General features: G+C 62.0%; 16 protein-coding genes and 3 pseudogenes. 9 read left to right on the plus strand and 10 right to left on the minus strand.

What is annotated here, in order from left to right:
* Positions 1 to 2 precede the first annotated feature (2 nt).
* The 3 genes from XH93_RS36235 to XH93_RS36245 all read right to left on the minus strand — a co-directional run bounded on the left by XH93_RS36235 (position 3) and on the right by XH93_RS36245 (position 1,233).
* Positions 3 to 500 (minus strand): hypothetical protein, encoded by a 498-nt coding sequence (locus tag XH93_RS36235; protein WP_210340426.1) that lies wholly within the window; start codon positions 498 to 500, stop codon positions 3 to 5.
* A gap of 91 nt (positions 501 to 591) precedes the next feature.
* Positions 592 to 936, minus strand: a complete 345-nt coding sequence (locus XH93_RS36240; RefSeq protein ID WP_246799386.1) for a hypothetical protein — start codon at positions 934 to 936, stop codon at positions 592 to 594.
* A gap of 87 nt (positions 937 to 1,023) precedes the next feature.
* On the minus strand, positions 1,024 to 1,233 hold the full coding sequence (locus tag XH93_RS36245) for a hypothetical protein (RefSeq protein ID WP_194471153.1): 210 nt from the start codon (positions 1,231 to 1,233) through the stop codon (positions 1,024 to 1,026).
* A 1,036-nt stretch (positions 1,234 to 2,269) separates the two neighbouring features.
* Here XH93_RS36245 and XH93_RS36250 point away from each other — a divergent pair.
* The 3 genes from XH93_RS36250 to fixJ all read left to right on the plus strand — a co-directional run bounded on the left by XH93_RS36250 (position 2,270) and on the right by fixJ (position 4,650).
* Complete coding sequence (locus XH93_RS36250; protein ID WP_139861688.1) at positions 2,270 to 2,497, plus strand: hypothetical protein; 228 nt, start codon at positions 2,270 to 2,272, stop codon at positions 2,495 to 2,497.
* Between the two features lie 117 nt (positions 2,498 to 2,614).
* Positions 2,615 to 4,045: a PAS domain S-box protein gene (locus tag XH93_RS36255; protein ID WP_139861689.1), complete on the plus strand. Its 1,431-nt coding sequence runs from the start codon at positions 2,615 to 2,617 to the stop codon at positions 4,043 to 4,045.
* Positions 4,042 to 4,650, plus strand: coding sequence for a response regulator FixJ (gene fixJ / locus XH93_RS36260; protein WP_194471154.1), 609 nt, complete (start codon positions 4,042 to 4,044; stop codon positions 4,648 to 4,650). Before XH93_RS36255 ends, fixJ begins: the two co-directional genes overlap by 4 nt.
* 180 nt (positions 4,651 to 4,830) lie before the next feature.
* Here the strand turns inward: fixJ and XH93_RS36265 are convergent.
* Both XH93_RS36265 and XH93_RS36270 read right to left on the minus strand, forming a co-directional pair.
* A pseudogene (locus tag XH93_RS36265) lies at positions 4,831 to 7,230 on the minus strand (heavy metal translocating P-type ATPase).
* Positions 7,231 to 7,470: 240 nt separating this feature from the next.
* Positions 7,471 to 7,761 carry a hypothetical protein gene (locus XH93_RS36270; RefSeq protein ID WP_194471155.1) on the minus strand — a complete coding sequence of 97 codons (291 nt, stop codon included), beginning with the start codon at positions 7,759 to 7,761 and terminating at the stop codon, positions 7,471 to 7,473.
* A 551-nt stretch (positions 7,762 to 8,312) separates the two neighbouring features.
* Between XH93_RS36270 and XH93_RS36275 the strand changes: the two genes are divergently transcribed.
* The 5 genes and pseudogenes from XH93_RS36275 to XH93_RS43195 all read left to right on the plus strand — a co-directional run.
* Positions 8,313 to 8,498: a DUF2933 domain-containing protein gene (locus XH93_RS36275; protein ID WP_194475464.1), complete on the plus strand. Its 186-nt coding sequence runs from the start codon at positions 8,313 to 8,315 to the stop codon at positions 8,496 to 8,498.
* A 12-nt stretch (positions 8,499 to 8,510) separates the two neighbouring features.
* A complete protein-coding gene (locus XH93_RS36280; RefSeq protein WP_246799387.1) occupies positions 8,511 to 8,822 on the plus strand; it encodes a hypothetical protein in 312 nt (103 codons plus the stop codon).
* Positions 8,823 to 9,721: 899 nt separating this feature from the next.
* Entirely contained in the window at positions 9,722 to 12,133 is a 2,412-nt protein-coding gene (locus tag XH93_RS36285; RefSeq protein WP_194471156.1) for a phosphoketolase, read from the plus strand.
* Positions 12,134 to 12,161: 28 nt separating this feature from the next.
* Positions 12,162 to 13,262: pseudogene (locus XH93_RS36290) on the plus strand (acetate/propionate family kinase); the annotation flags it as partial.
* A 7-nt stretch (positions 13,263 to 13,269) separates the two neighbouring features.
* Positions 13,270 to 13,326 (plus strand): annotated as a pseudogene (locus XH93_RS43195) (hypothetical protein); the annotation flags it as partial.
* Positions 13,327 to 13,342: 16 nt separating this feature from the next.
* Here XH93_RS43195 and XH93_RS36295 read toward each other — a convergent pair.
* The 3 genes from XH93_RS36295 to XH93_RS36305 are packed head-to-tail and all read right to left on the minus strand — an operon-like array spanning position 13,343 to position 16,321.
* Positions 13,343 to 14,452, minus strand: coding sequence for an MlaD family protein (locus tag XH93_RS36295; protein WP_194471158.1), 1,110 nt, complete (start codon positions 14,450 to 14,452; stop codon positions 13,343 to 13,345).
* 16 nt (positions 14,453 to 14,468) lie between these two features.
* The gene (locus tag XH93_RS36300) at positions 14,469 to 15,206 is read right to left on the minus strand and encodes an ABC transporter ATP-binding protein (protein ID WP_194471159.1); all 738 of its coding nucleotides are present in this window, start codon (positions 15,204 to 15,206) and stop codon (positions 14,469 to 14,471) included.
* A 2-nt stretch (positions 15,207 to 15,208) separates the two neighbouring features.
* Positions 15,209 to 16,321: an MlaE family ABC transporter permease gene (locus XH93_RS36305; protein ID WP_371814849.1), complete on the minus strand. Its 1,113-nt coding sequence runs from the start codon at positions 16,319 to 16,321 to the stop codon at positions 15,209 to 15,211.
* A 182-nt stretch (positions 16,322 to 16,503) separates the two neighbouring features.
* Here XH93_RS36305 and XH93_RS36310 point away from each other — a divergent pair, with 182 nt between their 5' ends.
* Positions 16,504 to 16,914: a hypothetical protein gene (locus XH93_RS36310; RefSeq protein WP_194475466.1), complete on the plus strand. Its 411-nt coding sequence runs from the start codon at positions 16,504 to 16,506 to the stop codon at positions 16,912 to 16,914.
* A 5-nt stretch (positions 16,915 to 16,919) separates the two neighbouring features.
* Here XH93_RS36310 and XH93_RS36315 read toward each other — a convergent pair whose 3' ends face one another.
* Entirely contained in the window at positions 16,920 to 19,655 is a 2,736-nt protein-coding gene (locus XH93_RS36315) for a bifunctional acetate--CoA ligase family protein/GNAT family N-acetyltransferase (RefSeq protein WP_194471160.1), read from the minus strand.
* The gene (locus tag XH93_RS36320; protein ID WP_194471161.1) at positions 19,637 to 20,113 is read right to left on the minus strand and encodes an HPP family protein; all 477 of its coding nucleotides are present in this window, start codon (positions 20,111 to 20,113) and stop codon (positions 19,637 to 19,639) included. Before XH93_RS36320 ends, XH93_RS36315 begins: the two co-directional genes overlap by 19 nt.
* Positions 20,114 to 20,139 lie beyond the last annotated feature (26 nt).

Below are 20,139 nucleotides of genomic sequence, written 5' to 3' on the forward strand. Positions count from 1 at the left end.
TGTCATGTGGAAGCTTTCTCTGAATGCGATGACGTCATGGAAAGCACGATCTTGCCGGCAGCTGCTTGATCGGCATCAATTCCTGCGCCCTGCCGCGCGCCACCGGCGCCGCGGCCCAGCGCGGTCAGGGTCAGTTCGTTCGGACAATATTTGGCCGGACTGGCCCGCCTTTCCCGCGCGAGATCCGCAGCACAGCGCGCCTTCTCGCGGCATAGACCGCACACTCGCTGCAGATCGCGCAACACATCGCAATGGGACGAAGCGAGACTCTGCTCGGACAAACCCGCATGCTCGAGACGCTTGCTCAGCAATTCCGGCGAGCCTTGCTCGCGGGCAAGCGCACGAAGGTCCGACGTCGAGAGATTGAGTTCGTGAGCGATCTCATCGACCTCCCTAGCAGCCATCAGATCGAACTCGTGCCGGCGCGCTAGAAATGCACGCAGGCGACCGAGAAGACTTTCAAACTGCGGTGAGCTATTGCCGTCTGCTCGATCGGACATCATCGATACCCCTCATTGATTCGCGGTTGCCGGATAGATTCTGGTCAGCAGTGACGTTGCGGTAATCGAATGTGATCGCCGTGCAGGATCGTCAGCCGCCCCAAGCGGACGGCAGCGCCGGCGGCGTTCGAAGCTCCATCGAATCGGCAAAGATCGTCCAGTCGCGGATACCTTTTTGTCTGCAGAAGTCGGCTTCGGCCAACTGCGCGGCTGCGGAGAGCGAGGCGGCGTCGACCTTGAACGCGGCCTGACAGGCGCGATGTTCATGGCCGGTATCGTCGCAAACGGTCTTGATGAAGCGAACGTCGAATGATGTCATGGCCCCCTCACCTGGGTTGATTCCTTGTTTTCCACGCTGCCATTGATGCGCGACGCCCGCTTTGATCTGTCGCAATTGAATGCCGCGCGGTGGAGATGTCATATCGCGGGAGGACATCGAATATGGACGGCGTCCTGCCCCCGGCATCGACCATGCGCGACCCGTGGCCTACCAAATCCGCAAAGATGATCGTGCCAAGAGCTACTATTTGTGGAGAAGCTTCCTGACCACGGATCGCGGCCGGACCGACGGCAGTGATGACGTATCGCTGCCAATGGTCCATCCGGCCGCAGCAATAGCAAAGCCGACGATCACGCCGATCGTAAGCATCATTGCAGCGAATCCCAGCACATTTGCGTCGATCGTGGCGGTCACAATCAACGGAATCAGCAGAACTGCGAGGCGAACGATCATCCTACCATCTCCTGATGCGGGCGCATTGCCGTTCTTCCTTGCACCAAATCAATCTGCCGGTAATGATTTCGCTCAACTCCCGAACTTGACTGGAATCAAGGCGCCGCGACCGATTGTCGGAGATGCTGGCCTCGACATCGGGAGAAGACAATCATGCTGCAGATCCTGCTCGCCTCAATCGGAGTTCTCGCCGTCGTTCTCGTGGCGCTCGCCCGGATGAGCTACTGGGCAAGGCGGCCTCCGTTAAGACAAACCGCGCATTCGTCTGCTCGGCCTCCGCTCCATCACCGCCGGCCTTTTTAGCCCGCGCGGGCGGATTTTTGAGCTGCATCAATACGGAGCCGCACTCCGTTATCGTAGGATGCCGCGTCCGGCAGGATTACGCAGATGACAGAAATAGCGGCCTGGCGCCCAATTATCTTCTCGTGCCCAAATACCGGCGATCGAGTTCAAGGCCTGCTTCCGGGGGACACATCCGATCGTCAAGCCGACGACCTGCAGTCGATCTCATGTGCCGCTTGCGACGGCATCCATTTCGTCAACCTGCGAACCGGCACGATTGTCGTTCCCAGGCGCATTTAGCGCCAGCGTCAGGGGCATGCGCCCGGTTGACGCAAATCAACACGCAGGCACCGCCATCGTGAGACACGAGGCCACTAGCAATTGAGGAAGCTGAACATGACAGACCGTAGCCAAGCCCGTCCCGTCGCCGAGGCCATCCAGAGCTGCGCGAAACGCGCAATTGCCGTCCAATCGGAGTTCTCGGAAAAGCTGATCTAAGCGAACCGACACTGGCTCGAGCAGATTCAGATCGAATCGACCGAAGCCTGGGAGCTTTTCCGCAAATTCAATTCCACCGCCTCGGTCGCCGAGAAAATCACGGCGCTGCAAGACTGGAGCAAGGGCGTGACGGCGCGCGCCGCGGAGGACGCGACATACGCGATCGAGACCGCGCGTTCGCTGGGCACTATCGAGCTGAACCTGCTTGCACGGCGAACCGGCGCTACCGAGGAGACGCCTCGAAAGGCTGCCTGACGTGACGACTCGTGACGCTTCAGACCTCTCAAAAGGCGGCGTCAGCCCGACATGGGAAGGGATCGCGGTCGCTCCTTACGACCGCGACCTGGAGCTCGCCGTGATCGAGGGTAACGCCATTCACCGGCTCGTCTTTCCCTGCCGCCGCACTCTGGGCGGCTGGATCAAGGCGGAGACCGCCGAGCGCATCGTGGTACAACCCACCCATTGGCGCCCTTGGGTCAGATAGTCCGGACTCCCGGTCGCATTCTCGCCGCCAAGAACGATCTCATACCAGGCGGGCGGTGGCTTCAGGCGCCCGAACATTGTACTATCGAACAGGTTTGAGGGCGTTGCCCGGGGGAATATGTCTGACCGCATCTGGTACCGCTATGGCACTGCCGCGGCAGCGGCCGCGCTCGTATTCGTGGCGCGCGCGGCATTGAATAACTACTTCGAAGACCGGACGTTCACGATCATCTACGTTCCCGCCGTGTTGTTCGCCGCCTTCGCCGGTGGCCGCGGTCCGGCGATCCTCACCACCCTGCTCTGCCTTGCCATCAGCGCCAACTTCCTCGGCAAAAGTCTGGTTACTGAACCTGCGAACCTGGTCGACATGGCGTGTTTTGCCATCCTCGGCCCGATCCTTGGCTTTATGGGCGACCGGTTGTTGAGGGAAAGCGATCAAGCGCGAAATCGACAAGCGCATCTACAATCGATCCTGGACACCGTTCCAGACGCCATGATCGTGATCGACGACCACGGCAATATTCGCTCCTTCAGCGCGGCCGCGGAGCGCCTGTTCGGCTGGAAAACGGACCAGGTCGTTGGAAAGAACGTCTCGAGCCTGATGCCGCAGCCGTATCGCGGCGAGCACGACCGGTATCTCAAGCGTTACCTTACGACTGGCGAACGACGCATCATCGGCGTCGGGCGGATCGTGGTCGGAGAGCGGAGCGACGGCTCTACCTTCCCGATGGAGCTCGCCGTCGGCGAGGCCAAGGTACGTGGTGAGCGGTTCTTCACCGGCTTCATCCGCGATCTTACCGAACGTCGGGCGCAAGAGCGGAGGCTCCAGGAACTGCAGTCCGAGCTGGTCCACGTATCGCGGTTGACCGCCATGGGCGAAATGGCGTCATCCATCGCTCATGAGATCAACCAACCGCTATCAGCGATTACAAACTACATGCGCGGCGCGGGCGCGCTGCTGGCGTCGGAGACACCTGACGTAAAGCGAATACGCGACGCGCTCGAGCGGGCCGCGCGGCAGGCGCTGCGGGCCGGTGACATCATCCAGCGCCTGCGCGAATTCGTTGCCAAGGGCGAAACACAGCACTCTCTGGAAAGCCCAGTCACGCTGCTTGAAGAGGCCGTCGCGCTCGCACTGCTCGGCGCCAAGGAGCAGGGAGTCCGGGTGACAATCCGCAGCGACCGGGACATTCCACCGATCCTGGTCGACAAGATCCAGATCCAGCAGGTGGTACTGAACCTGGTCCGGAATGCGATCGAGGCGATGGCCGCGAGTTCGCGCCGCGAATTAACGGTCGGAGTCACCAAGGCGGATGGCGTCGCAATATTCACCGTTGCGGATACTGGCCCCGGCATCAGCCCCGATATCGCCGACCGCTTGTTCCAGCCTTTCATCACAACCAAGGAGAACGGCATGGGCGTCGGACTTTCGATCTGCCGAACCATCGTCGAGTCCCATGGTGGGCGCATCGTCGCGCTGCCAAACACCGGCGGTGGTACGGCTTTCCAGTTTACCCTCCCGTTGGCGGAGGACGGAGAAGAAGAATGACTACGCGCCGCGCAATTCTTGTGATCGACGATGATGCCGCAATGCGGGATTCGCTCGCTTTCCTGCTTGACGTTAACGGCTTTGCCGTCACGACGTATGAGACCGCAACCGATTTTCTCGATCATTTCGAGAGCAGCACGGTCGACTGTATCGTATCGGATATCCGCATGCCCGGCATGAGCGGCCTTGAGCTGGTCCGCAGGCTCAAGGTCGACGCGGTCGCATGTCCCGTCATTCTGATGACTGGCCATGGTGACGTCGCACTTGCGGTTGAGGCGATGAAGGCTGGTGCGGTTGATTTCATCGAAAAGCCCTTCGAGGACGAAGCGCTACTGCGTGCAATCAACGAAGCCCTGCAAACACAGTCGGCAGCGCCAACCGGCGCTACGGCCAAACGCGAGGCGGAGGCTCGCCTGGTGGACCTTTCGCCGCGCGAACGTGATGTTCTGCGGGGGCTCGTGGCAGGCAAGATCAACAAGGTGATCGCCCACGACCTGGGTATCAGCCCGCGCACGGTTGAGGTCTACCGCGCGAACCTGATGGCCAAAACTAATGTGCGCAGCATGTCGGAGCTGATGCGGATCGCGATCGCCGCCGGGCTGTAGCCATGGACCGCTCGTGTCAGACGCCTCAGTAATTGTACTAGGGCGTGTACTCATAGATGCTAGCGGCCGAAGTCCCTCTTCGCGCGAATAAGCGCGACATCGTGGAGTTGAATCGGTCAAGAATGACCCTGAGCGGACATCTTGCGAATCGAAGTGCAACCGATTTGCTGCATGGGCGGCTCAGATCCTGGTAGATCGCAAGCGAAGCGCGTTCCCGACCACGCTGACCGAGGATAACGCCATCGCAGCTGCCGCGACGATCGGCGAGAGCAACAGTCCGAACGTCGGATAGAGCACACCCGCGGCGATTGGAACTCCCGCGGCATTGTAGGCGAACGCAAAGAACAGGTTCTGCCGAATATTGTTCATTGTGGCCCGCGACACCCGGCGTGCACGCACGATGCCTGTCAGGTCCCCTTTAAGCAACGTGACGCCGGCGCTCTCCATCGCGACGTCCGTGCCCGTCCCCATCGCGATGCCGACCTCGGCAGCGGCCAGAGCTGGCGCGTCGTTCACGCCGTCGCCCGCCATCGCGACGATCCGCCCCTGCTGCTGAAGCTTGACGACCACGGCACTCTTCTGGTCAGGCAGAACCTCGGCTTCCACGTCAGCGATTCCTAGTCGCCGAGCCACGGCCTTGAGCGGTGGTCCGGTTGTCTCCGGTCAGCATGATCACCTTGACCCCATCAGCTGCGAGGTGTCGCAGCGCCTCAGGCGTAGATTGCTTCACGGGATCGGCGATCGCCATGATGCCGGCGAGTTTTCCGTCCACGGCCATATCGATGACGGTGGCGCCTTCGCCACGCTGCCGTTCCGCCTCGGCTTCCATTGCAGAGGTTTCCACTCCCTGCGAGCGGAGAAAGACGGCGTTGCCGAGTAGCACCTTCTTGCCCTCGACAGTTCCGAGCGCGCCCTTGCCAACGGGCGAGTCGAAGTCCTGCACATCGGTGGTCTGGACGCCTCGCTCCTTAGCTTCGTTGACGATGGCGTCGGCGAGCGGGTGTTCGCTGGCACGCTCGACGCTGGCGGCGAGGCGCAGCACTTCGGCATCCGTGATTCCTTGAGCCGGGATCACGGCCACGACCTTCGGTTTGCCTTCGGTCAGCGTGCCGGTCTTGTCGATGACCAGCGTGTCGATGCGCTCCATGCGCTCTAGCGCTTCGGCGTTCTTGATGAGGACACCGGCGTGGGCGCCGCGTCCGACCCCGACCATGATCGACATCGGGGAGGCCAAGCCGAGCGCACAAGGACAGGCGATGATGAGAACGCTGACTGCGGCGACGAGGCCGAAGGCAAAACGAGGTTCCGGACCGTAGACCGCCCAGACGGCGAACGCCGCAATCGCGACCACGATGACGGCAGGCACGAACCAGCTGGCGGCCTGATCGGCGAGGCGCTGGATCGGCGCGCGTGAACGCTGCGCCTGTGCGACCATCTGCACGATTTGGGACAGCATCGTGTCGCCACCGACCTTCTCGGCGCGCATTACGAAGCCGCCAGAGCGGTTGAGCGTGCCCGCGATGACTTTGCCACCGACTTCCTTGCTGACCGGCATGGATTCACCCGTGACCATTGACTCGTCGAGCGAAGATCGCCCTTCGACGATTTCGCCGTCGACGGGCACCTTCTCGCCCGGACGGACGCGAAGCCGGTCGCCGACCGCCAGGACCGCGATCTCCACCTCTTCGTCAGTCCCGTTGGCCTGGATGCGGCGGGCCGATTTGGGAGCGAGGTCGAGCAGAGCCTTGATCGCTCCGGACGTCGCCTCTCGCGCCCGGAGCTCAAGCACCTGACCGAGGAGGACCAGAACCGTGATCACCGCGGCCGCCTCGAAGTAGACGGCGACAGCCCCATCATGGTCTCTGAAGGTGGCGGGAAAGACGCTAGGGATGGCGGTTGCGACGGCGCTGTAAATCCACGCAACGCCGGTGCCCATCGCGATCAGCGTGAACATGTTCAGATTGCGGGTCACGACCGATTGCCATCCGCGACCGAAGAAGGGCCAGCCCGCCCATATCACGACTGGTGTGGCGAGAACGAGCTGGATCCAATTGGATATCGTCTGATCGATCCAGCCATGACCGCCGATGAGGTGACCGCCCATTTCAAGGATCACCACCGGAATGGAGAGCGCCAGACCGCCCCAGAAGCGACGGGTCATGTCGATCAGCTCAGGGTTGGGACCCGTATCCGCAGTGGCGAGCTCGGGTTCAAGCGCCATTCCGCAGATCGGACAGTTGCCTGGTCCGACCTGGCGTATCTGCGGATGCATCGGGCAGGTGTAAATGGTGCCTTCTGGCACGACGGCGGGCGGCGCCTGCTGCACCTTCCTGTGGACGTACTTCACGGGATCGGCTTCGAATTTCGTGCTGCAGCGCTCCGAGCAGAAATAATGATTCTTGCCGTCGTGCGGTGAGCGGTCGATGGGACAACTTTCATGCCGCAGACCGGGTCCACTGCGGTTCCTGAAGCCTGATCGGGATGGTGAGCGCGCCCGGCATGATCATGGGCGCTCGAATGCGGGTGCCCGCAGCAGCTCCCGCGGTTCTCCCCGGAATTTCGGCTCTCCTGGGCGACCATTGACGCCTCCATCCTGCAAGCGATACCCCAAGGGGGGCCAGGCTTGGAGGAACGACATCGAGGCTTCCTGACAGACAGTCTGAACTGTGAGCCAAAGTTGCGCCAAACGTGTGCACGTCGAATGTCGCATTCGGCGCGCGGCCTTGTGAGATTTAAGCATCGGCTGCCGTACAGCCGATTTTCCATTCTTTTTGGCATAAGCGCGCGCGTCTCTTGTTCGCTGCACCCGTCCGGCGCTTGCTAAGTGGGCCGTACGACTCCTTCTCCAAGAACGGCTGCAGCGAACCGCGGCCAAAGATTGAAGAAGAAGACGAAGATGACGGCGGTTGCCCACCCGTATAGCATGCTGGCGACGAGGCCGTAAATGAAGCTGCCAACGGTAGTCAGCTTGAAGGAGGGAAAGATGGTCGGCAGCAGCTCGTGGCCTCTCAGGTCCGGTGCGATCAACCACAGAAGGACGCACAGGACGTAGATCGACTGGAACAGCATGCAGGTTGCGAACATGGTCCGAACGTAGGGAAGCTTGATCATGCCGGTTTCTCCCATCCGTGCGCCCACAGCTTCCACGACCCGTTCAAGCGAGTAAGGCGCCTTGGCTTTTCGGCGTTTACTGTTTATCGCCCACGTGATGCGGCGAAGGTGACGCCGGTCCGCCAGTGTAATGATGCCCGCCGGACGTGCCGACGGTGCTCTTTCCGGCCGTTTCCTTCTTGCCCATATGATGGGCACTTCGGTCTTCGGCCCACCCTGATAATGATGACTGTTCGTTTCGGTGTCCTTCGCTGAGGTCTGGCCAACCGCCGGAGCGGCTAACAGTGAAGCGAAGGCGAGAGCGATAAGAACAGTCTTGGTCGCGAGCGTGCTCTCCGAGTTGAGGATGTTGCGATCAAATCACAGGAAGAAGGTTCGGCATTTGATGTGCCTCAACTGCCGACGCTCGGAGATGCTTCACTAATCCTTGACCCAGCTCAACTACCTTTCGGCTGGATCAGATAGGTTGGTCGCAGGTTCCGTTAGCAGCGAGCATGGCAAAAGCTGTTGTCGCGACATGCTCAGATCAAGTTCAGAACGGACGCTTCTCGATGTCGCGTAGCTTCGTTGTTGCACTGGTAATTGCCGTCACCGCCGCGATCGTGGGCGCACTGTTGTTCACGCAGCATCAGGCTCATGTCATCGGCGTGCTGCTTTGGCTGCCTCTCCTGGCGTGCCCACTGATGCATTTCTTCATGCACGGTAAGCACCGCCGAAGTGAGCTCCACCACGACTGACGGCGGAACCCGATGCATAGCAAGAAGCGGGACTGGCCAGCTTCGTCCGTGCTACTGGCCGTTTCGGGAATCGTCCTGATCGTCGTCGGCTTCTATTTCCTGTTTCTCCGACCCGCGCTGCTGCCGGAAGGCGTTCGCTACATGACTCTGTCGTCGGCCGAGCTTCAGTCCGTGGGCGCTAGATTGGTCTCGTGGCTCAGATATGTGTTTCGCGTGATGGGCGATTGTGTAACGGCAACCGGCGTGCTTTCGCTCACTCTGGCGGTCACGTCGTTCCGGCATCGTCAACCTTGGGCGGTAGCGGCGCCACCATTGCGGGCGTGACCTCGATTGGCTGGATGGCTGCTATCAACTTCGCGATCGATTCCGACTTCAAGTGGCTTTTGCTGGGTTTCGCCCTGACCTGGGCGGCGAGTATTAAAGTATTTCATCGAAGCCCGTTATTTGCGGCGTGCTTGATGTCTCAATCCGGCTCAAAACCGACATGTCGTGGTCACCCAGCTTTTAGGGGAAGGCCGACATGGCAGGTTGATGGGTACACGCCTTAGTTCAATTTGCAATTCATTGCCCTGCCATACGACCGGACAGTTGGCGATCAGCAAGCCAAATGCGCCAGCCCAGCCGCAGCGATCGAGCACGCCAAGCATCTATGGAAAACATTCGGCCACGCTGGTGCGGCGGCAATCGTCCGATCCAGCCATCTGAGACGAACATTACCGTACTGAGGACATACGGCATGGTGCCGGACGACCTGGAGCAGGAATTGTCCGCCCCCATTTCCGCTAGAGACCGATCTGCGGTTCTTTTGCGCTGGCTCAAATCATGGCGGGCCGCAGCATGCTTGAATAGAGATGCTAAAACGAGCAACCCCTCCTGCCCGGAGGTTGTCTCGATATTCAATGCCCGGCCCGCTTTCGCCTGGCATCTTTTTGTCCGGCTGAGCCATTCGGGTGTTGCCCACGAATCGCGTGGTGCCAAGCCGTATCAGTGTGAGGCATCCTTGGATTGCCCGCGGCAACCACCGCCGGAACTCCCGGGACGCGCGAGCAAACCTCGCCTCGAAGGAGTCCTGTTCCGCTTTCGAACAACACGACAAGCTGGGCAACCGAAAGGGAAATCGGCCGGCATTCTTGAGCTGGCTCAAGCCATCCCGGTCACATTCACATTCTAACATGGAACGGATGGCGGCGTCCGAGGTCATCCCTGAATCCCGGAGGAGCGATATGCAATCTGCGACCACCGCAAACACGCAAGCACGCGCTGACGAGCTCGAGCTGCTCGATCGCTATTGGCGAGCCGCCAATTATCTCTCTGCTGGACAGATCTATTTGCTCGCGAATCCGCTCCTCAGAGAGCCGTTGAAGCCAGAGCACGTCAAGCCGCGCCTGCTTGGGCATTGGGGCACCACGCCGGGGCTCAACTTCATCTATGCTCATCTCAATCGCGCAATCCGCGGTTCCGACCTCAACGTCATCTACATTTGTGGGCCCGGCCATGGCGGTCCGGGCATGGTCGCGAACACCTATCTCGAAGGCACCTACACTGAAGTCTATCCGGAAGTGACACGCGATACGGACGGCTTGCGCAAGCTGTTCCGCCAGTTCTCCTTCCCCGGCGGCATTCCGAGCCACGCGGCGCCGGAAACGCCCGGCTCGATCCACGAAGGCGGTGAGCTCGGCTATGCGCTGGTTCACGCGTATGGCGCGGCGTTCGACAATCCCGATTTGATCGCCGTTTGCGTCGTCGGCGACGGCGAGGCGGAGACCGGCCCGCTCGCGGCGTCTTGGCATTCCAATAAGTTCTTGAACCCGGTGCATGACGGCGCAGTGCTGCCAATCCTGCACCTCAATGGCTACAAGATTGCCAATCCCACCGTGCTGGGGCGGATGGATGACGAGGAAGTCCGTAGCCTTTTTAGCGGCTACGGCTACGAGGCGCTATTCGTTGAGGGCGACGATCCGCATGCCATGCATCGCTTGATGGCCGACACACTGGACACCGCGCTTGGCCGCATCCGCTCGATCCAGCAGGCCACGCGCCAACAGATCGGCGGCCCCAAGCGGCCGCGATGGCCGATGATCGTGCTGCGCAGCCCGAAGGGCTGGACGGGACCGAAGGAGGTCGATGGGCTGAAGGTCGAAGGCTTCTGGCGTGCACATCAGGTGCCGATCGCCAATCCGCGCGGCAACCCCGAGCATCTGAAACTGCTCGATCGGTGGATGAGGAGCTACGAGCCCGAAAGCCTGTTCGACGCAAACGGGCGGCTCTTAGCTGAATTGCAAGTCCTTGCGCCCGTAGGCGACCGTCGGATGGGTGCCAACCCGCACGCCAATGGAGGCCTCCTGAAGCGAGAGCTAAAGCTGCCGGATTTCCGCGCGTATGAGGTCGAGGTCACCGCTCCGGGCGACACCGTCGCCGAAGCCACGCGAGAAGTCGGCAAGTTCTTGCGCGAGGTCGTGGAGTTGAATGCGGAGACCCGCAATTTCCGCATCATGGGTCCGGACGAAACCGCGTCCAATCGGCTCGACGCGGTATTCGAGGCCACCGACCGGGTCTGGATGGAAGGCATCGAGCCTTACGACGTCCACCTCGCCCATGACGGCCGCGTGATGGAAGTCCTGAGCGAGCATCTCTGCCAGGGCTGGCTCGAAGGCTACCTGCTCACCGGCCGCCACGGCCTCTTCTCCTGCTATGAGGCCTTCATCCACATCGTGGATTCAATGTTCAACCAGCACGCCAAATGGCTGAAGGTTTCGCGCGCGCTGCCCTGGCGACGGCCGATCGCGTCGCTGAACTATCTCCTCACCTCGCATGTCTGGCGTCAGGACCACAACGGATTCAGTCATCAGGATCCCGGCTTCGTCGATCTCGTCACCAACAAGAAGGCCGACATCGTTCGCGTCTATTTCCCGCCCGATGCCAACACCCTGCTCTGGGTCGCCGATCACTGCCTCCGGACTTATGATCGCATCAATGTGATCGTGGCGGGCAAGCAGCCTGCCCCGCAATGGCTTTCGATGCGTGCAGCAATCACCCATTGCGAAGCCGGCATCGGGATATGGAATTGGGCCGGCACCGAGCCTCCCAACGCTGAGCCCGACGTGGTGATGGCCTGCGCCGGCGACGTTCCGACGCTGGAGACGCTCGCGGCCATCGACCTGCTCCGCAGGGCGCTGCCGGAGTTGAAGATCCGCGTCGTCAACGTGGTTGACCTGATGACGCTGCAACCGATGGAGCAGCATCCGCACGGCCTGTCCGAGCGCGACTTCGACAGCCTGTTCACCCGCGACAAGCCTGTCGTCTTCGCCTATCACGGCTATCCCTATCTGATCCATCGCCTGACCTACAGCCGCACCAATCACGACGGAATTCACGTGCGAGGTTTCGCGGAGGAAGGCACCACCACGACCCCGTTCGACATGGTGGTGTTGAACGGCCTCGATCGCTTCCATCTCGCCATCGAGGTAATCGAGCGCGTGCCGGGGCTCGACATCGCCGCAGCCCACGTCAAGCAGCAGTTCCGCGACGCGTTGACCCAGCACACCCGCTACGTGCGCGAGCATGGTGAGGACATGCCGCAGATCCGTGACTGGGTCTGGCCCTACGGCACTACGGACCACAAATCCGTTGACTGAGGCAGCGAACACGCGGGAGAGACCGTCCATGTCCGACAGCGTCTTGGTGCTCAACGCCGGCTCGTCCAGCATCAAGTTCGGCCTGTTCGACATCGCGCCGGCCGAGCCAAAGCTGCAATGCAGGGGCTTGCTCGATGAGCAGGAGAAAGCCCCACGCATCGTGATGAGCGACGCCTCGGGCAAGCAGCTGTTCGAGAAGCGTCGCGCGAGCGGCTCGTCAAGGGACAACGGCCTGTTCAGCGACGTATTTGCCTGGATCGAAGACTATCTCGCCGGCGGCAGGCTCGCCGCCGTCGGCCATCGCATCGTCCATGGCGGACGCGCGTTCCATCGGCCGGTCGTCATCACAGGGCAGACTGTCGCCGCGCTGGAGGCGCTGACGCCGCTTGCGCCACTGCACCAGCCGCGCTGCCTGGCGCCGGTCCGCGCGGTGCAGTCGCTGCAGCCGGAGCTGACGCAGATCGCCTGCTTCGACACGGCCTTCCATCACGGCCTGGCGCCGCCGGCCAACCGCTTTGCCATCGCGCGGCAGTTTGAGGAGCGCGGCATCCGCCGCTACGGCTTCCACGGCCTCTCCTTCGAATACGTCGCGAGCCAGCTCGCCGCGATCGCACCGCAATGGGCCGAGAAGCGCGTCGTCGTGGCGCATCTCGGCAACGGCGCGAGCCTTTGTGCCTTGCAGAAGGGAAAGAGCGTCGACACCACCATGGGACTGACCCCGCTCGACGGTCTCGTGATGGGCACACGCTGTGGAACGATCGATCCCGGTGTGCTGCTTTATCTCATGCAGGCAGAAAAGATGTCGGTCGATGACGTGCAACATTTGCTGTATGAAGGATCGGGCCTGCTCGGCGTTTCGGGGGTGTCAGCCGACATGCGTGCCCTGCTGGCGAGCCACGAGCCTGCGGCTCGCGAAGCCGTCGATCTCTTCACATTTCGTGTCGCCGCAAGTGTCGCCGTGATGACAAATACCCTTGCGGGCCTCGATGGCCTCGTGTTCACCGGCGGCATAGGCGAGCATGCCGCGGAAATACGGCAGCGCGTCTGCGATCGTCTCTCCTGGCTCGGCGTCAGCATCGATCCGGTCGCAAATGCGCGGGGCGAACAACGTATCGCCGCGAAGGGCAGTCCCGTAGATGTGCTGGTCATTCCGACCAACGAGGAGGTCACTATTGCGCGGCACTGCCGCGGCCTGCTGCGCACTGATCACTAATCCGTCGCGGCAACCCACATCACGAGCTCCCTTGCGAGAGTGCCGAAAGCCCGATCGAATGCGGCCGCCGCCTCCGACGGTGTGAGCGAGTTAATTCCTTCGGATCCTTCGAGAATCTTGGCGGCTTTCACCTGACCAGTTCGATCCACGATCTTGGCGGAGAACGCGATCGTGGCGCGTGGTTGGGTTCCCTGCGCAATTTCGAACCGACGCAGGTCTATCAGCAGACGCGGCGCGCCTTCTACGCCGCTGTCGGCGCGCAGCGGCGCATGCGCGACGTCGTAATTCTCGAAGCTCTGTAGCAACCGCGCCTGCACCAGCACCGGGAGACTATCGCTCCACTGCGCACCTTCGAATCCCTGAGTTTCCTGATCCGGGGTGAACAAAAAGCGCTGGGTCTGCAAGCGTGCGATCGCGGTCGGCTCCGCCATGACCAGTTGCTCAGGCAGATTAGCACGGCGCTGCCCCCCGAAACTGTCCACCGCGTGAAGGTCGTACGCCACCTTGCGCGGCGCGGGCGCACCGCTGCCGGTCATGCGTTCGAGTCCGGCCACAATTCCCTCGAGCTTCGGCGTGTTGCGAGCGAGTCCTTCGGCGAAGGTGCTGAGATTGTCGATCGTGCTGTGTAACGGCGCGGCATTCTCGGACAGGACGGCATCGACCCGTCGTAGCGCATCTCGGGCTGCTTGCGTCATGCTCCGTCCGGCCCCCTTTTCGGCCACCAGCGGTTCACGCGCCGGCGGCGCCTCGGGATTGTCACCGCCTTCCAGCGCGATCACCGGAACACCGGTCAGTCCCTGGAAATCGAGGCCGACGTGCGTATCGCTGTGCACCGGCGTGCGCTCGGCGACCGCGATCGTGGCGTGAACCTCGCGCGGACGGTCCGGAACCAGCTCAAGCGCGGTCACTTCGCCAACGCGAATGCCATTGAAGAGAACACCCGCCCCGACCAGCAGCCCGTGCACCGGATCGGTGAAAACGAGCTGATATGTCTGCCGTTTTCCGATCCCCCCGACATTGTTCAGCCAGTAGACAAAGCCGAACACGGCGACGATCGCCGACAACACGAATGCACCAACAACGATGTAGGGCGCGCGAATTTCCATGTGCGTCTCTTTTTGCCTAGTTGCCGAGACCCAGCTTCTGCGCCCGGGCGCCATGAAAGTAAGCCTGAACCCAGGGATGATCGGACTTGAGCACCGATGACAGCCGCCCGATTGCTGCGATCCTGCCGTCGGCAAGCGCGGCGACGCGGTCGCAAATGGCCTGCAGGCTGTTCAGGTCGTGCGTCACCATGAACACCGTGAAACGCAACGTCCGATGCAGCGTTCGGATCAAGGTATCGAATTCACCCGCAGCGATGGGGTCGAGACCGGACGTTGGCTCATCGAGAAACAAGAGCGCGGGGTCGAGCGCCAGTGCCCGCGCGAGCGCAACCCGCTTGGTCATGCCGCCCGAGAGCTCGGACGGATACTTGTCCCCGTCTTCGCGGGTCAGGCCAACCATCTCGAGCTTCGCGTCCGCGACTTCGTTCAGCAGCCTTGGTGAGAGCCGCGCCTGCTCGCGCAGCGGAAACTGGATGTTCTGGCGAGCCGTCAGGGCCGAAAACAGCGCCCCCTGCTGGAACAGCACGCCCCAGCGGCGCTCGGTGTCGCCGGTGCCCGCGAAATCGATCTGCCCACTCCGCTTCGGCAGCAGGCCGACCAATGTTCGCATCAACACCGACTTTCCGCCCCCGGACGCCCCAACGAGACCGAGAATCTCCCCGTCGTTAACGTCAAGGTTGAGGTGATCGAGGACGATCTTCTTGCCGAAGCCGACCACCAAGTTGCTTATGTGAATGGCTGGAGTTTCGCGCATGGCTACATCCCGATCGACGCGAAGAAAACCGCGAACAGGCCGTCGAGCACGATCACCAGAAAGATCGACTTCACGACCGACGCAGTGGTCTGCTGTCCCAGCGACTCCGCGCTGCCCTTGACACTCAATCCTTCCACCGCCGCGACAAGCCCGATCACGAGCGCCATGAACGGCGCCTTGATGATCCCGACCTCGAAATGCGTGACGGAGACCGCCTCGTGGAGTCGCGCAATGAAGATTGCGGGGCTCATGCCGCCATAAAGCCAAGCGATGAGCCCGCCGCCATAGAGCGCCGCCAGCGAGCCGAGAAAGGCGAGGATCGGCAACGCCGCCACCAGCGCCAGGATCCGCGGCAAGATCAGGACTGCGACAGGATCGAGCCCCATGGTGCTGAGCGCGTCGATCTCCTCGCGCATCTTCATCGCGCCTATCTCGGCCGTATAGGCGCTGCCGGATCGTCCGGCCACCATGATGGCCACGATCAGCACGCCAATCTCGCGCAGCACGAGGATGCCAACCATGTCCACGACATAGGATTCCGCGCCAAAGCGGCGGAAATGGAAGATGCCCTGCTGGGCGATGATGGCACCGATCAGGAACGTGATCAGCACCATGATCGGCACCGCCTGCCAGCCCACCCGGCCGAGCTGATAGACGGTCGACGTCAATCGGAACGATCGCGGATGCCTCAGAATACCAAGCAGCGCTGCGCTGAAGGCGCCGAGCATATCCAGGAATGCCGCCGAATCGGACGCGAGCCGCCTGCTGCTCCGACCGAGCTGATCGAGCCTCTGCAGCAAGGGGTTGACTGATTTGCGTTCGGCGGGGCCACCACGGTTCAGTCCTCGCACCTCTTGCAGCAGATCGCCATATGGACCGTCGACACCGATGAAGGCCGCCCTGGTCGCGCCGCGGCGGACCAGCCTTTCGAGCAGCCAAGCGCCGACAGTGTCGAGCGAGGTGACACGGCGCAGATCGATCGACCCGATTTCGGCGCTTGCCGCACGCTCACACAACCGCTCCAGCAGCTCGACATTAGCAACGTTCCAGGCCCCGCATGCGGAAAGTATGCGCGGATCTTCTGCATTTACCGTCAATGCCGGTGCGTTGAGCAAGGGACCCACTCCAAATTCAATTACTAAGCATAGCGGCTCAGTGCAGGCAGTGTTTGACCCACCGCAATTTAGCTCCAGCCGTTCCCTTGGCAGCCGTTCTTGACCCAGATCAACGACATGCCGGGCCGAGCGCCTATGATACGTTAGCCTGGCAGCACCGGGTGGCATTCTGGGAGAGTTCGATGAACAGAGCCGCCTTCAAGCCTCCGCAAAACACTGCGTTGCCGCACTCGTTTAGACTGATCCGGCTCGGGCGCGCGCGCGAGCATGATCACCCTGAGGGAGAGCCGACGATCGGCTATATCATCATCGCTCCGCTGGACACGATGTCGCGGATCGATGTCGAGACCTGGAAAGCCCATCGCGAGGCCTGCCGCGTCGTTCGCAAGCGGCCTGGCGAGCACGAGCAACTCGGTCACCTCGTCCGTGGTCCGAGTGACAGCTGGCGCTTCCACTATGATGTGGCCGGCGCCGCCGCCGATGAAGCCGGGTATCATTTCGGCAATGAGCGTTTCCGGCTCGGTGAATATGTCTCGGTCCACGAGGCGGACGGGATGCACCCCTATCGTGTTCTGGCCGTCAGCCCGCTTTGATTTCCCTAGGGTCGGATCAGGAGGTCGGCATTAATGGCATTCACTACGGGTAGGGAAAGGTCGAGCACGACATCGACGATGCCGTGATCGGCCGAATCGGTAGTAGCAGTGAAGCCGAGTTCGCGGCACATGACCAACATGGTGGTGTTTTCAGCCAGAACTTGACCGGACAGGCGCTTCAACCCCTCCGACCTTGCATAGTCGATCAGGAGCCGCATCAGGGCCCAACCAAGTCCTCTGCCCTTGAGGTCGGACTGCAGCAGGATCGCATATTCAGCGTTTTCATAGAGCGAATCCGAATGCAGCCGAACCGCTCCCATCATCGCGCCGGTATTCGGGTCCAGTGCCACAAAGGCCATCGCACGCGCGTAGTCCAGCTGGGTTAGCCGCGCAATAAACGAGTGCGAAAAGGTCTTCATCGCATGGAAGAATCGCAGCCTGAGATCCTCGGCGGTCACCCGCTTGAAGAAGCTGTCGACCATGGGCTCATCCTCCGGCCGCATCGGCCGGACTACCACGCGCGACCCGTCCCTCAAGGCGAGCTCACCCTCCCACTGCGATGGGTAGGGCCGCACAGCGAGCCGGGTCTGACCAGCAAACAGCCGCGCCGGCTTGCGGATCGCGACGCGTGCGTCGAGCGCCAGCACACCCGTCTCGTCCGCCAGCAGCGGATTGATGTCGAGCTCGGCGACTTCCGGAATATCGGCCGCCATCTGTGCCAACTTGACGAGTGTGAGCGGCACGACGTCCGAAGGGACAGCGGGCACATCGCGATAGGCTGCGAGCAGCCGCGAGACCCTGGTACGAGCCACCAGCTCGTGCGCCAAATTCATGTCGAGGGGCGGCAGCGCCAGCGCCTTGTCGTTGATCACCTCGACGGCCGTACCGCCGCGCCCAAACACGATCACAGGGCCGAAGGTCGGATCGTCGGCAATGCCGAGGATCAATTCGCGCGCCGCTCGGCGCTCGATCATCGGCTGAATCGTTACCCCCCGGAGGCCGGCATCGGGACGCGCGTTCCGGGCGCGTGCCAGAACCGTCCTGGCCGCGTCGGCTACACTTTCGCGGGTCCGCAAGCCAAGGATGACCCCGCCGACATCTGATTTGTGCCTGATATCGCGGGAGAACAGCTTGACCGCAATTGCGTGCCCTTGGGCCAGGAATGGCGCGGCCTTGTCCCCCGCATCGTCGGCATCGCGGGCAGCAACCGTCGGCACGATCGGAATGTCGTAAGCCTCAAACAATGCGACGATCTCGACCGGATCGAGCCAATCTCGCCCTTCCAACTGCGCGTTTGCAATCGCCCGCCGCGCGGCTGCTGTATCCGGCAAAAATGTCGAAGCGATGCTTGGCGGGGTTGCGGCCAGCGCGGTGGAGGCTTCGCGGTACCTCACGAGATACATGAAGGCGCGCACCGCATCATCCTCGGTCGGGAAATGGGGCATGCGGGCACCTTCGAAGATCGCCGCGGTGCGATCGTCGGCGCCGGCCCACGCCGCAAGCACCAGCGGTGCAACCGCGCTCCGCTTGTCCCGGCGCTCGCCAACGCATTGCGCCACCGCCTGGGCGATGCTTTCGGTTGGTGCCACCGCCGTCTCGACGTTCATGACCAGCACGGCATCGCTGTTCGCGTCATCCAGTAGTGCGCCGAGCGCGCACACATAACGGGCGGCATCCGCGTCGCCGGAAATATCGACCGGATTCGCACGCGACCAGCCCCGTGGCAGAACCTGATCGAGCCGCCCCACCGTCTCCGCCGTCAGGCTCGCGGGAGCACCTCCGAGCTCGGTTAGCCGGTCGACCGCAAGAATTCCGAGCCCGCCGCCGTTGGTCAGGATTGCAAGTCGGTTGCCGCGTGGGACGAAGCCTCGGCCCAGCAGTTCGGCACAATCGAACAACTCGCGTAAATCGTAAACGCGCAAGATGCCGGCACGGCGGAACGCGGCGTCATACACGGCATCCGCACCAGCCAACGCGCCGGTATGGGTCGCGGCAGCCTTAGCGCCTTGGGCCATCCGCCCAGACTTGACAACGATCACGGGCTTTATCCGCGCTGCGGCGCGCGCCGCAGACATGAATTTGCGCGCATCCTTGACAGCCTCGATGTAGAGCAGGATTGCATAAGTGTGTTCGTCCTGCGCGAAATAGTCGAGCAGATCGGCGACGTCGACATCGAGTTGGTCGCCGATCGATACGATACCGGAAAAACCAAGCCGCCGTTCGGCGGCCCATTCAACCATCGCCGCCGCAATGGCTCCAGACTGCGAGATCAGAGCCACGTGGCCGTCGGCGGGACGATGAGCCGCGAAACTTGCGTTGAGCCTGGCCCGGGGGACCATCACACCAATGCAATTGGGGCCAATCAGACGCATGCCATGCATACGCGCGGTCCGCGCGACCCCTTCCGCTAGCGAATCTACACCATGGCCGAGACCTGCCGACAGGATCACGGCGCCGGCGACGCCGGCCGAGGCCGCATCCGCGATGATCTCGGGGATTGCAGCCGCAGGCGCCGTGATCACGATGAGATCCGGAACGAATGGGAGGGACTTGATATTCGCAACAGTCGGCTCGCCGTCGACCACGGCGTAGTTCGGATTGACCACCGCAATCCGGCCGGCGAAGCCCGTCGCCTTGAGGTTCAAAAGAACCGCGAGCCCCAGCGAAGATGCACGTGAACTGCCACCGACCAAGGCTATGGCTCGCGGCGCAAAAACCCTCTCTAAGCCAAACGTAGACATCGAACAGTCTCGCAGGGAACGAGCGGTGGCGCCTGCCGCTTCGTGCAGCGCGCCAAGGCTCGCATGACGTCCTCGCGAGCGATAATACCGATCAGATGGTGATATTTGTCAATCACGGGCAGGCTCTTCAGGCGATGTGCGACCATCAGCTGCAGAACCCGCTGCAGGTTCGTGTCCGGCTCGACCGCGATCACGTCGGACGACATAATCTCGTCAACGGTGGTCCCCATACGATCGTCATAGTGCGGCAAAATCTCATCCGGTGTGAGCGTGAACACCTTCAGGGCGTCGAGTTTCGTAACGAAACCCACCACGACATCGTCACGGAGCACGGGATAGGCGTCATAGTCGTCTTTTGCGAACAACCGGTACAGGTCGCCGACGGTCATCTCGGGGGCGACACTTCGCACCGACTTCGTCATGTTGCTCGCGACGGTTTCCTGGAGAAACTCGTACATGGCTGATCCCCTTGGATAAATGGCTA

This window comes from Bradyrhizobium sp. CCBAU 51753, from assembly GCF_015291565.1.
GTDB lineage: Bacteria > Pseudomonadota > Alphaproteobacteria > Rhizobiales > Xanthobacteraceae > Bradyrhizobium > Bradyrhizobium ivorense.